Source organism: Sphingomonas sp. (assembly GCF_036402235.1).
Lineage (GTDB): Bacteria > Pseudomonadota > Alphaproteobacteria > Sphingomonadales > Sphingomonadaceae > Sphingomonas.
On record NZ_DASWTG010000056.1, the window covers coordinates 16,368 to 28,083 of the forward strand.

Annotated in this window: 12 protein-coding genes; 7 read left to right on the forward strand and 5 right to left on the reverse strand. The window is 68.6% G+C overall.

Annotated features, from left to right (window positions below; all coding sequences use genetic code 11):
* The 5 genes from odhB to VGD28_RS12415 all read left to right on the forward strand — a co-directional run bounded on the left by odhB (position 1) and on the right by VGD28_RS12415 (position 4,727).
* Positions 1-1,239, forward strand: a complete 1,239-nt coding sequence (odhB, locus tag VGD28_RS12395) for a 2-oxoglutarate dehydrogenase complex dihydrolipoyllysine-residue succinyltransferase (RefSeq protein ID WP_331028655.1) — start codon at positions 1-3, stop codon at positions 1,237-1,239.
* A complete protein-coding gene (locus tag VGD28_RS12400; RefSeq protein ID WP_331028656.1) occupies positions 1,239-1,433 on the forward strand; it encodes a hypothetical protein in 195 nt (64 codons plus the stop codon). Before odhB ends, VGD28_RS12400 begins: the two co-directional genes overlap by 1 nt.
* The gene (gene lpdA / locus VGD28_RS12405) at positions 1,426-2,820 is read left to right on the forward strand and encodes a dihydrolipoyl dehydrogenase (protein WP_331028657.1); all 1,395 of its coding nucleotides are present in this window, start codon (positions 1,426-1,428) and stop codon (positions 2,818-2,820) included. The genes VGD28_RS12400 and lpdA overlap by 8 nt, the downstream gene beginning before the upstream one ends.
* Positions 2,821-3,017: 197 nt before the next feature.
* The gene (locus tag VGD28_RS12410; protein WP_331028658.1) at positions 3,018-4,037 is read left to right on the forward strand and encodes a CAP domain-containing protein; all 1,020 of its coding nucleotides are present in this window, start codon (positions 3,018-3,020) and stop codon (positions 4,035-4,037) included.
* A gap of 45 nt (positions 4,038-4,082) precedes the next feature.
* Positions 4,083-4,727: a trimeric intracellular cation channel family protein gene (locus VGD28_RS12415; RefSeq protein ID WP_331028659.1), complete on the forward strand. Its 645-nt coding sequence runs from the start codon at positions 4,083-4,085 to the stop codon at positions 4,725-4,727.
* Between the two features lie 286 nt (positions 4,728-5,013).
* On the opposite strand, the gene VGD28_RS12420 is transcribed toward VGD28_RS12415, so the two are convergent.
* The 5 genes from VGD28_RS12420 to VGD28_RS12440 all read right to left on the reverse strand — a co-directional run bounded on the left by VGD28_RS12420 (position 5,014) and on the right by VGD28_RS12440 (position 10,485).
* A complete protein-coding gene (locus tag VGD28_RS12420) occupies positions 5,014-5,400 on the reverse strand; it encodes a hypothetical protein (protein WP_331028660.1) in 387 nt (128 codons plus the stop codon).
* A gap of 71 nt (positions 5,401-5,471) precedes the next feature.
* On the reverse strand, positions 5,472-6,029 hold the full coding sequence (locus tag VGD28_RS12425; protein WP_331028661.1) for an N-acetyltransferase family protein: 558 nt from the start codon (positions 6,027-6,029) through the stop codon (positions 5,472-5,474).
* The gene (gene sppA, locus VGD28_RS12430) at positions 6,026-7,918 is read right to left on the reverse strand and encodes a signal peptide peptidase SppA (RefSeq protein ID WP_331028662.1); all 1,893 of its coding nucleotides are present in this window, start codon (positions 7,916-7,918) and stop codon (positions 6,026-6,028) included. Before sppA ends, VGD28_RS12425 begins: the two co-directional genes overlap by 4 nt.
* Before the next feature lie 143 nt (positions 7,919-8,061).
* On the reverse strand, positions 8,062-9,645 hold the full coding sequence (locus VGD28_RS12435; protein ID WP_331028663.1) for a ShlB/FhaC/HecB family hemolysin secretion/activation protein: 1,584 nt from the start codon (positions 9,643-9,645) through the stop codon (positions 8,062-8,064).
* Between the two features lie 63 nt (positions 9,646-9,708).
* Complete coding sequence (locus VGD28_RS12440; protein WP_331028664.1) at positions 9,709-10,485, reverse strand: hypothetical protein; 777 nt, start codon at positions 10,483-10,485, stop codon at positions 9,709-9,711.
* A gap of 285 nt (positions 10,486-10,770) precedes the next feature.
* Between VGD28_RS12440 and groES the strand changes: the two genes are divergently transcribed.
* Complete coding sequence (gene groES, locus VGD28_RS12445) at positions 10,771-11,058, forward strand: co-chaperone GroES (RefSeq protein WP_265117258.1); 288 nt, start codon at positions 10,771-10,773, stop codon at positions 11,056-11,058.
* Positions 11,059-11,121: 63 nt separating this feature from the next.
* On the forward strand, positions 11,122-11,716 hold a 595-nt coding region (locus VGD28_RS12450; protein WP_331028665.1), incomplete at its 3' end, for a TCP-1/cpn60 chaperonin family protein.

Here is an 11,716-nt window from a genome sequence, read left to right on the forward strand (position 1 = left end):
ATGGCCACCGAAATCCTCGTCCCCGTGCTGGGCGAATCGATCACCGAAGCGACGATCGGCGAATGGCTCAAGCAGCCCGGCGACGCCGTCGCCGCCGACGAGCCCGTCGCATCGCTCGAGACCGACAAGGTCTCGGTCGAGGTGCCCGCGCCTGCCGCCGGCATCATGGGTGCGCACGCCGCCAAGGTCGGCGACACCGTCAATGTCGGCGCGCTGATCGGCACGATCGAAGCCGGTAACGGCGCCGCAGCCGCGCCTGCCGCGGCTGCGCCCGCCACCACTCCGGCTGCCGCCCCCGCAACCCCGGCCGCTGCTCCCGCCGAGCCGGCGCAGGATGTCGAGGCCGCCGCGCTCTCGCCCTCGGTCCGCCGTGCGATCCTCGAGCATGGCGTCGATCCCTCGACCGTGCAGGGCACCGGGAAGGACGGCCGCATCACCAAGGAGGATGTGGTCGCCGCCGCCTCGGCCAAGCCCGCCGCCGCTCCGGCTGCGGCCCCCGCCGCTGCCGCCCCTGTCGCGGCGCCCGCAACGGGCGGCGCCCGCAACGAGGAGCGCGTGCGCATGACGCGCCTGCGCCAGACCGTCGCCCGCCGCCTCAAGGAAGCGCAGAACACCGCGGCGTTGCTCACCACCTTCAACGACGTCGACATGACGGCGGTGATCGAGGCGCGCACCAAGTACAAGGACCTGTTCGAGAAGAAGCACGGCGTCCGCCTCGGCTTCATGGGCTTCTTCGTGAAGGCCGCGACCATGGCGCTCAAGGACATCCCCGCGGTCAATGCGCAGATCGACGGTGATGAGATCGTCTATCACGACTATGCCGACATCTCGGTCGCGGTCTCCGCGCCGCAGGGACTGGTCGTCCCGGTGATCCGCGACGCCGACAAGATGTCGGTCGCGCAGGTCGAACGCACGATCGGCGACTTCGGCAAGCGCGCCAAGGACGGCACGCTCAAGATGGAGGAGATGAAGGGCGGCACCTTCACCATCTCCAACGGCGGCGTGTTCGGCTCGCTGATGTCGACTCCGATCATCAACCCGCCGCAGTCGGCGGTGCTGGGCCTTCACCGCATCGAGGACCGCCCGGTCGTCCGCGACGGCCAGATCGTCATCCGCCCGATGATGTATCTCGCGCTGAGCTACGACCATCGCCTGATCGACGGCCGTGAGGCGGTGACCTTCCTCGTCGCGCTCAAGAACGCGATCGAGGATCCGACCCGCCTGCTGATCGATCTTTAATGATCCGAGCCTTTCACCTCGCTCTGGCTCTGGCGCTTATTGCCTCCACCATCTGGTGGACCGAGCTGGTCGAGGTGATCGGCTCCCTCGCTGCCTATGTCGCAATGGGCGCGTTGGTTCTTATCTTTGGCGCGGAAGTGAAACGTGCATTGCGTCCGAGGCTCGCGCCTCACCAGGAGCAGAAGAATGGCTGAATACGACTTCGACGTCCTCGTGATCGGTTCCGGACCCGGCGGCTATGTCGCTGCGATCCGCGCGGCGCAGCTGGGCCTCAAGACCGCGTGCGCCGAAGGGCGCGCGACGCTGGGCGGCACCTGCCTCAACGTCGGCTGCATCCCGTCCAAGGCGCTGCTCCACGCCTCCGAGCTGTACGAGGAGGCCGCGGGCGGCGCGCTCGCCAAGCTCGGCGTCAAGCTCGGCAAGGTCGAACTCGATCTCGAAGCCATGCACGCCCAGCGCCTCGACGCGGTCAAGGGCCTGACCGGCGGCATCGAATTCCTGTTCAAGAAGAACAAGGTCGAGTGGCTCAAGGGCTATGCCGCCTTCACCGGCAAGGACAGCGTCAAGGTTGGCGACCGCGAGGTCCGCGCCAAGAACATCGTCATCGCCACCGGATCGTCGGTCACCCCACTCCCCGGCGTCGAGATCGACCAGAAGGTCGTCGTCGACTCGACCGGCGCGCTCGAGCTGGCCAAGGTCCCCGAGCATCTCGTCGTCATCGGCGGCGGCGTGATCGGGCTTGAGCTTGGCAGCGTGTGGCGCCGCGTCGGCGCCAAGGTCACGGTCGTGGAGTATCTCGACCAGATCCTGCCCGGCTTCGACGCCGATGTGCGCAAGGAAGCCGCGCGCCTGTTCAAGAAGCAGGGCATGGAGTTCAAGACCGGCACCAAGGTCACCGGTGTCGCGGTCAAGGGCAAGAAGGCGACGATCACGATCGAGCCCGCCGCGGGCGGCGCCGCCGAGACGATCGAGGCCGACAACGTCCTCGTCTCGATCGGCCGCAAGCCCAATACCGATGGCCTCAACCTCGAAGCCGCCGGCCTCACCGTGAACCAGCGCGGCCAGATCGAGACAGACCACAGCTTCAAGACCTCGGTCCCCGGCATCTGGGCGATCGGCGACGTCATTCCCGGCCCGATGCTCGCGCACAAGGCCGAGGACGAGGGCATCGCGGTGGCCGAGAACATCGCCGGCCTCACCGGCATCGTGAACCACGACGTCATCCCCTCGGTCGTCTACACCATGCCCGAGATCGCCGGCGTCGGCCTCACCGAAGAGGCTGCCAAGGCCAAGGGCGAGGTCAAGATCGGCAAGTTCCCGATGGCCGGCAACAGCCGCGCCAAGACCAACCACGAGCCCGACGGCTTCGTGAAGGTCATCGCCGACGCCAAGACCGACCGCGTGCTCGGCGTGTGGATCATCACCAGCGTCGCGGGCACGATGATCGCCCAGGCCGCGCAGGCGATGGAGTTCGGCGCGACCAGCGAGGACATCGCCTATACCTGCCACGCCCATCCGACGCACAGCGAGGCGATCAAGGAAGCGGCGATGGCGGTGACGGGCAAGCCGATCCATATCTGACGCGCCGGCGACGCGATCAGCGCAGCTGATCGCGAGCGCACTAGGCGCGACCCCGGCCGGCGGCGCTCCAAGCGCCGTCCGGCGTCACGGCCTTGCCGTGACGCCCCGCCCTGCCCCCAAGTGGCGGAAACGCCTCGAAAACGAGGTTAGCCGTGCGCTAACCGGGACCTTGGCTGAAACCGGGACGTTCTGTGCGGATGCTGCGCCCCTTTCCCGCCTTCTCCGCCGTCGCCCTCGCCCTGTTCGCCGCGGGTTGCGGTGGTGGGGGTAGCAGCAGCGGCGGGGGCGTGGTGGTCGTGCCCACACCGACGCCCACGTCCACCGCGACGCCTGCCCCTTCGCCCAGTCCCTCCGCGTCGCCCCTGCCGACGAGCTGGGCGGGCGTCGCGGGCTATTATGATGTCCAGCCCGACATCGCCGGCTGCCGTGCGGGCACGCTCAAGTCCGCAGTAAAGGACGAGTTCCTCGCCCGGCTGAACGATATCCGCGCGCGCCACGGCCTCGCCCCGGTCGTCTATTCGGGCGACGAGGACGTTCAGCAGGCCGAATCATCGCTGATGATGGCCGCCAATGTCGCGCTCAGCCATACGCCGCCCACCAGCTGGCGCTGCTACACCAGCGGCGGCGCAGCGGGCGCGGGAGCGAGCAACCTGATCGGCGGCTGGGGCACGGGCCTCGGCTTCGACAGCGAGGACGACCTGCTCGCCGGCTGGCTGCGCGAGGGCGGCACCGCCTCGCTCGGCCATCGCCGCTGGATCCTCCATCCGTTCCTGCGCAAGACCTCCTATGGCCGCGTCTCGGCACTGCTGCCCGACGGCCGCCGCGCCACCACCGCCTCGATGCGCGTGTTCAGCTTCGTGAGCGCCGGCCCCGCGCCCTCGATCGTGCCGCCGTTCGTGGGCTTCCCGCAGGGCGACTATCCCTCGCGCTACTTCGCGCTGACCGACTATCTTTCCTTCTCGGTGGTGCCCAGCGCGACCAATAACGGCGCCGACCGGTCGGTCGACTTCTCGGCGGCAACCGTCACCGTGCAGGGGCCTTCGGGGACCCTTCCCGTCACCAACATCACCCGTGACAATGACGGCTACGGCATCGCCAACAACATCCAGTGGCGCGTCACCGGCCTCATCGCCAATACGAGCTATACCGTAACGATCGCCGGCGTGCGCAGCGCGCCGCAGGCAAGCTACAGCTACAATTTCCGGATCGTGCCGTAAGCGAACCGGCTTCTGCCAGCCGGCGCGCTCGGCTAGAGCGATACGATGTCTTCCCCCGTCACGCCCGCCGCCCTGGCCCAGCTCGGCACCGTGTTGCCGATGCTCGACCTGTTCGGCATCGCCGTGTTCGCCGCGACCGGCGCGCTGGCCGCGGCGGGGCGCGGGCAGACCCTGGTCACCGCGGCCTTCTTCGCGCTGATCACGGGCGTCGGCGGCGGCACGATCCGTGATCTGCTGATCGGCGCACCGGTGTGGTGGGTGCATCACCCCTATGTCGCCGCGCTATGCCTCGGCGTCGCGCTGCTGATCTGGGTGACGCCGCAGAAATGGTGGCATGGCGCCGCGCTCGACTGGCTCGATGCGCTCGGTCTCGCCGCCTATGCGGTGTTCGGCGCGGCCAAGTCGCTGAGCTTCGGCATCCCGCCGGTGCCCGCCGCGCTGATGGGCGTGCTCACCGCCTGTTGCGGCGGCATCATCCGCGACGTGCTGGCGGGCGAGCCGTCGATCCTGATGCGGCCCGAGCTCTACGTCACCGCCGCGGCGCTTGCCTCGGGCCTCTATGTGCTGCTGATGCTCTCCGGGCTCCCGCTGCTCGTCGCCGCGGTGATCGCCGCGATCGCCGGCTTCGCGCTGCGCGCCGCCGCGATCGCCTGGAAGATCAAGCTGCCCGCGTACCGGGGCAGGCGCTAGGGCGGATCGACATTCAAGATAAAGAGTTCACGCGGAGGCGCGGAGGCGCGAAGAGGTTTGGCGTTGGCGCGAAGCGCTCATCTCCCTTCCAGGGGTGCGTCAAGCGGTGGCGGTTGAAGACTGGACGGCGCTGACGCGCAGAATCACCTCTTCGCGCCTTCGCGTCTTAGCGTGAACCAATTCTTCTGCCGGTCCTCGCGGCGCGAATCGCCTGGGAAGGATCGGCGTTCAACTCCCCCTCCGGGGGAGGACTAAGAAGTGGCTCGATCCCAAATGTCGATCCGTCCTAAGGCTCCATCAGCCACTCGATCGCGGCATCGCGCCTGGCGAAGATGCCGAAATCAGGCCGCACCTTCTGGAGCCGCTTGACCTGCATGCGTCCCGTCGCGTTGGTCACCACGAAAGCAACCTTGCGCGCCCATAGCGCGCGCACCGCCAGATGATCGAAGCTGTGCATGAGGAAGTCGATCGTCGCGGTCGGCACCGCCGGAACCCCGGTCGCATCGTACAGCGTCACATGCTGGCCGATCTCGTCCCCAAAGGTCCGGATCGCGGCGCGCAGCTCCTCGCCCACCCAGCCCGAATCCTCCGGCGACAGGATCGCATGGACCTCGACGATCACCAGCTTGCGCGGGCGATCGACCAGTATCCGGTGCGTCAGGGGAGCATGCATGGCGCCGAGCCTAACGCGCCGCTACCGCCAAGTCATTCCCGGACGCGGCAATAATATGACGAATCGCGCCGTCAGTCGCGCACCACGCCGACCTCGCTGAACGGCCGCGGCTCGACCGGCGGCGTCGTCGCGTCGTTGAGCTCGCACTGCCAGATGCCGATATCGACCCAGCGGCCTTCCTTGAACCCGATCTCGCGCAGCTGCCCGGCGCGGCGGAAGCCGACCTGCTCGTGCGTGCGGATCGAATGGTCGTTGGGCAGCGAGATCACGCCGATCGCCTGGGTGAAGCCCTGGGCGCGCAGCGTGTCGATCAGCGCCTCGTACAGCAGCCGCCCGATCCCCTGCCCCTGCACGGCGCCCGCGACATAGACCGAGGTCTCGACGACATAGCGATACGCCGCGCGCTCGCGGAAGCGCGTGGCATAGGCATAGCCGAGCACGCCCTTGCCCTCGCCATTGGTCGCGACGATCCACGGGAACAGGCCACCGGAGGATTCCATCCGCGCGCGCATCTGCCGCGCGTCGGGCGGATCGAACTCGAAGCTCACCGTGCCGGTCAGCACATAGGGGGCATAGATGGCGGCGATCGCCGCGGCATCGGCCGGCTCGGCGGGGCGAAGCTGGATCACAGGCCGATCCTCCGCAGGGCCAGGTCGATCAGCCGGGCGTCCGCGCGCGCGTTGCTCGCGGCCGGTCCGAACGCCCCGCACTCCAGGCAGCGGGCCTGCATCGACGATCCCATCGCCAGCCGCTTCGCGTCGCCGAGCGCCTGCCCGAACACCGCGCGCCGGTCCGCCGCGATGCGGGCATAGAGGTCGCCGCCGCTCTCGGGCGCGGCTTCCTCTTCCTCGTCGCCGCCGGCGGCAAAGCTCGCGAACAGCTGCTCGAACCAGCCCGGCTCCTTCTCCAGATACGCGGCATGCACCTTGGCCGGATCGAGCTTCGCCCGCTTCGCCGCTTCGGCGACCGCATCGCTCAAATTGCCGAACCGGTCGACCAGCCCCAGCTGCCGCGCGGTGCCGCCGTCCCAGACCCGGCCCTGGCCGATCTCGTCCACACGGCTCGGGGTCAGCTTGCGCGACTGCGCGACGAGACCGATGAAGCGGCGATAGCCCTGCTCGATCCCCGCCTGCAGGATGCGCCCGGTCGGCTCGTTGATCCCGGCATAGAGGTCCGGCTGGCCGGTCAGCGGCGTGGTCTTCACCCCGTCGCTGGTCACGCCGATCTTGGCGAGCGTGTTCTCGAAGCTCGGGATGATGCCGAAGATGCCGATCGATCCGGTGATCGTGTTCGGCTCGGCGAAGATCACGTCGCCCGGCGTCGATACCCAATAGCCGCCCGATGCCGCCATGCTGCCCATCGAGACGACCACCGGCAGCCCCTGATTCTTGGCTTGCCAGATCGCCTGGCGGATGCGCTCGGACGCCAGCGCCGATCCGCCCGGCGAGTCCACGCGCACCACCAGCGCCTTCAGCTTCTTCTCGGCCAGCCCCTTGAGCAGCAGCGCCGAGACGGTGTCGCCGCCCGCGGTGCCCGGCCCGGCCTTGCCGTCGACGATCTCGCCCGCGACCGTGATCACGCCGATCGCGTCGCCGCTGGTCGATGCCGGATTGGCCTCGAGCCAGTTGGCGAGCTTGATGCTCTTGTAGCTGCCGGCGGGCTTGCCCGCATCGGCGCCCGCGATCTCCGCCACGCGCTTGCCGAACGCCAGCCGGTCGCCCAGCTTGTCGACCAGCCCTGCGTCGAGGTTCGCCTTGGCGATGTCGCCGCTCGCCGCCGTCACCACCGCGTCGGGCTGGGCGATGGTCTGCGCCAGCTTCGCCTTGGGCCGCGCCTTGGCGACCGCTTCCTGCCACTGGCCGAAGATCGCGCCGTACAGCGCCTCGTTCGCCGCCTTCGCCTCGGGCGACTGGCCGGTCAGGATGTACGGCTCGACCGCCGACTTGAACTTGCCGACCTTGTAGACATGCGTGGTGACGCCGAGCTTGTCGATCAGCCCCTTATAGTAGAGGCGCGACCCGCCCGGCCCGCTGAACAGCGTGCCGCCGAGCGGATTGACCCACACCTCGCTGGCGTTGGCGGCGAGCAGATAGCCGCTGTCGGTATAGGCGGTGGCATAGGCCAGCACCGGCTTGCCCGCCGCGCGCACCCGGCCGACCGCCTGCCCGACCTCGGCCACCGCGGCGGGATAGCCGCCCATGAACCGGTCGAGATCGAGCACCACCGCCTTGACCCGCGCGTCGCCCTTGGCGGCGTCGAGCGCGCGGACCAGGTCGCGCATCCGGTATTCCTTGATCGTCTCGCCGCCGCCGAACGCCGCGAACGGATCGGTCTCCGAAGGCTGCTCGACGATCATGCCGTCAAGGTTGAGCACCAGCGCGCCGTCCTTGACCGCCGCCGGATTGGGCCGTGCCGAAAGCACCGCGAACAGGCCGATGAAGAACAGCAGCATGAACAGCAGGACCAATGCGTCCTTGATCCCGACCAGCAGCTTCCATGCGCCGCGCACCAGTTTCACGTCTTCTGCTCCTCGGATGCCCCGCGCCCCTTGACGCACAGGTAAGGCTTTGGGGCAACCCCTAACCGCCCTGTGTTAATGAGGCAATACAGAGGGCGTTGCGGCCTGTCATTCGCGCGACGAAGGGCGCGTCCCGCCTCAACCTACAGCGACAGCCGCCACATCACCGAAATCCGCCAGTCTTCGTCGAACGCCGGATAGGGATCGTCGATCGCGGTGGCGGCCTCCAGCCCGATCTCGGCCTTTTCCTTGAACTTGATCCGTCCGCCGATCCCGGCCGAGGCCATCGACAGGTCGATGCGGGGATCCGTCCCCCGCGCGGCGATGCCGATCCATGCCCGGTCGGCAAAGGCATAGAGCTCGCTCGCGGCGAACGCGCCGCTCTTCACCGGCCGCACCGCCAGCTCGCCCAGCGCGCCCGCGCCCTTGTCGGCCGTCAGGAACGCGGTGTCGAACGCGCGGCCCAGCGCCTCGCCGCCGACAGGAAAGCGCTCCGCCGCGGGCAGCCGGTCGCCACTATACTGGCCCGACAGGTTGATCCGCACCGCGGCGCGCTTGCCCAGCGCCTGCGCGACGCTCGCCGCGCCGCTCACCTTGCGGAAGCCCTTCTCCGCGAACGGCTCGATCACCCGTGCGCCGAGCATGTCGATCCCCTGCGATGCTGCCGCGCTCACCGCCCAGGAACGTTTCTCGCGCGTGTCGCTGATCCCCGCGGCGAAGCGCACCGCGCGCGTGCGCTCGGTGGCGATCAAGTTCCCCAGCACGGCATTGTCGCTGTTGATCCCGTCCACGCCCAGGCTCACGTCCGCGGCGCGGTGAAAGCTGCGCACCAGCGGGTAGCTGAGCGAGACGCCGGCGAGCTTGGCGGTTCCCTTCCCCGCAAAGCCGCGCGGCCGCGTCTCGAGCCACGCGGCGTTCGCGGCGAAGGTCAGCCCGCTCGCGGTCAACGGCGCCTGATATCCCGCCGCGGCATAGCGATAGCGCTTGAAGTCGCTCGCCGCCGACAGGCCCAGCGTCAGCTGGTCGCCGTCCCCGGCCAGCCCGTAGAATTCCGCGTTGAGGTCGAACTGGCCGTCGCCGGTGAGATCGACCCCGCGGTTGCTGAAGCCCGCGCTGATCTTGCGCCGCTTCTGCCTGGGGGTGAGCGCAAGCGTGAGCGCGCCGTCATTCTGCGGATCGCTGAACTCGGGCTGCACGGTCAGGCCGGGGATCGACCGGATCAGCGTGAACTGCCGCTCGAACGTGCGGCGGGTCAGCGGGGCCTCGGTGGTCATCCGCCCCGCGCGCGCCGCGAGCAGCCGGTGCCGGCCCTGCGGCGCCCGCAGCTCGACCCGCGCGATCCGCCCCTCGGTCAGCAGCACGTCGACCACGTCCCCCGCAAAGTCCTGCTCGGGGATGGCGATCGTGTAGAGCGCGACGTCGCTGCGGCCATAGGCGCGCGACAAGGTGCCGGCGAGCTCGGCGAGCGTATCCCCGGTCATCGGCCGGCCCAGAAAGGCCTCCGCCGCGCGCGCCACCGGCCGCGGCGCCTCTGCCCCGCGGAACCGGATGCCGCGGATTGGGCGGCCCGTGCCTATGGCCGTGATCTTCGCGGGCTGGATTTCGGGCGCGGCCTTAGGCTGCGGCGCCGGGAGCCGCGGCCGGTCGATCCGGTTACGGTCGATCAGGCGCGTGCCGTCCTGCGGGTCCGCGGCAGCGGCCAGCGCCATCATCGCGGCCAGCATCATGCGTCTTTCCTCGCCATGGAAGGGGGCGCCCGCGCGGCACTGGCCGTCGCGGGCTTGAGTGACTCAGTTGTTCTTCTTGGGCGTCAGCCCGCCGAGCAGCCCGCCATTCTGGCCGTTCGTGCCCAGCACATTGCCCACGGTGCCGACGGTGGAGGTGACCACGCCCTTGGTCGTTCCGAGCAGGCCGGTCGTCGTGCCGTTCACGTCGAGCGCGACCAGCTTGCCGCCCGTCGCAGCGCTCACCGTCGCCAGCGATCCGGTGTTGGGGTTCTGCGCCAGCACGTTGAGGCCGATCAGCGGCTTCGACCCTTCCGGCGCGGCGATCACCTGCCCCTTGCCCAGGTCGATCGCGACCAGCGCGCCGAGCTTGCCGCCGACCCCGTCCAGGATCAGCCCGCCGGTCCCGCTGCCTTCGCCAAGGTTGACCAGCGTCTGGCCGGTCCCGTCGAGCACGCGCGTGACGGTGCCGGTGACGATCCCCGTCGCCGGAAGCTTGCCGTTCACCACCTGCGCGAGCCGGTCGTGCTTGCCGGCGACGCCGATCACGGTGTTGCCCGCGGTGACGAGCAGATTGCCGACCAGCCCGGTCGCGCCGCCCGAGCTGCCGCCGGACGAGCTACCGCCGGACGAGCTACCTCCCGACGAGCTGCTCGACCCGCCGGACGAGCTGCCTGAGCCGCCGGACGAGCTGCTCGACCCGCCACTGCTCGAACTGGACGGCGGCGGATTGTCGCCCACCCAGCCGACCCGATAGTTTCCGGAACTCTCGCACGCCGCCAGTGCCAGCGCCGCCGTGGAGGCGAGCACCAGCGCCGGCCAAATGGCCGTTCTCCCAGTCATGACACATCTCCTGTCCTATCGATACTTTGGCGTATCGATAATCTCGGAAAATTCTATTCGCGGCAGCAGGTTCCTTTGACTTGGAATAAATCGTGGTTACTGAAAGGTGTATTTCGATCTTACTTGCTCTCTACTGCCGCTGCGAAAGGTTCCTCGACCCGCCGGATTCTTTTCCGGACTCGCCGCGCAGCGGTTGACGACGCCGGGTCCGGCATCCATATGCCGCCCGCTGGCACTCACTTCAGGGGAGTGCCAACAACTTCAACCACTGTTCAGGAGAGCTCCATGAACTTTCGTCCGCTGCACGACCGCGTGCTCGTTCGCCGCGTCGAGGCCGAGGCCAAGACCGCCGGCGGCATCATCATCCCCGACACCGCCCAGGAAAAGCCGCAGGAAGGCGAAGTCGTCGCCGCCGGCTCGGGCGCCAAGGCCGAGGATGGCAAGGTGACCCCGCTCGACGTCAAGGCGGGCGACCGCATCCTGTTCGGCAAGTGGTCGGGCACCGAGGTCAAGGTCAACGGCGAAGACCTGCTGATCATGAAGGAAAGCGACATTCTCGGGATCATCGGCTGATCGCCTGACGACCCCTCGATAGTGTCAACCTTGTGTCAACTCTCAGTTTGAAAGGGTAGCCAGATGGCAGCCAAGGACGTCAAATTCTCGCGCGACGCGCGCGAGCGCATTCTCAAGGGCGTGGACATCCTCGCCGACGCGGTGAAGGTCACGCTGGGGCCGAAGGGCCGCAACGTCGTCATCGATAAGAGCTTCGGCGCGCCGCGCATCACCAAGGACGGCGTCAGCGTCGCCAAGGAGATCGAGCTCAAGGACAAGTTCGAGAACATGGGCGCGCAGCTGGTGAAGGAAGTCGCCTCCAAGACTTCCGATGTCGCCGGTGACGGCACCACCACCGCGACCGTGCTGGCGCAGTCGATCGTCGCCGAGGGCATGAAGTACGTCGCCGCCGGCATGAACCCGATGGACCTGAAGCGCGGCATCGACAAGGCGGTCCACGCCGCCGTCGAGGAGCTGAAGAAGATCAGCAAGCCCTGCACCACCTCGAAAGAGATCGCCCAGGTGGGCTCGATCTCGGCCAACGCGGACCCGGAGATCGGCAAGACGATCGCCGACGCGATGGACAAGGTGGGCAAGGAAGGCGTCATCACCGTCGCGGAGGCCAAGGGCCTCGAGACGACGCTCGAGACCGTGGACGGCATGCAGTTCGACCGCGGCT

Excerpts from the sequence above, each read along its gene's own strand:
- odhB (WP_331028655.1), top strand. The coding sequence starts at position 1 with ATGGCCACCGAAATCCTCGTCCCCGTGCTGGGCGAATCGATCACCGAA.
- VGD28_RS12410 (WP_331028658.1), top strand. The coding sequence starts at position 3,018 with ATGCTGCGCCCCTTTCCCGCCTTCTCCGCCGTCGCCCTCGCCCTGTTC.
- lpdA (WP_331028657.1), top strand. The coding sequence starts at position 1,426 with ATGGCTGAATACGACTTCGACGTCCTCGTGATCGGTTCCGGACCCGGC.
- VGD28_RS12420 (WP_331028660.1), bottom strand. The coding sequence starts at position 5,400 with ATGCATGCTCCCCTGACGCACCGGATACTGGTCGATCGCCCGCGCAAG.
- VGD28_RS12435 (WP_331028663.1), bottom strand. The coding sequence starts at position 9,645 with ATGATGCTGGCCGCGATGATGGCGCTGGCCGCTGCCGCGGACCCGCAG.
- VGD28_RS12440 (WP_331028664.1), bottom strand. The coding sequence starts at position 10,485 with ATGACTGGGAGAACGGCCATTTGGCCGGCGCTGGTGCTCGCCTCCACG.
- VGD28_RS12415 (WP_331028659.1), top strand. The coding sequence starts at position 4,083 with ATGTCTTCCCCCGTCACGCCCGCCGCCCTGGCCCAGCTCGGCACCGTG.
- VGD28_RS12400 (WP_331028656.1), top strand. The coding sequence starts at position 1,239 with ATGATCCGAGCCTTTCACCTCGCTCTGGCTCTGGCGCTTATTGCCTCC.
- groES (WP_265117258.1), top strand. The coding sequence starts at position 10,771 with ATGAACTTTCGTCCGCTGCACGACCGCGTGCTCGTTCGCCGCGTCGAG.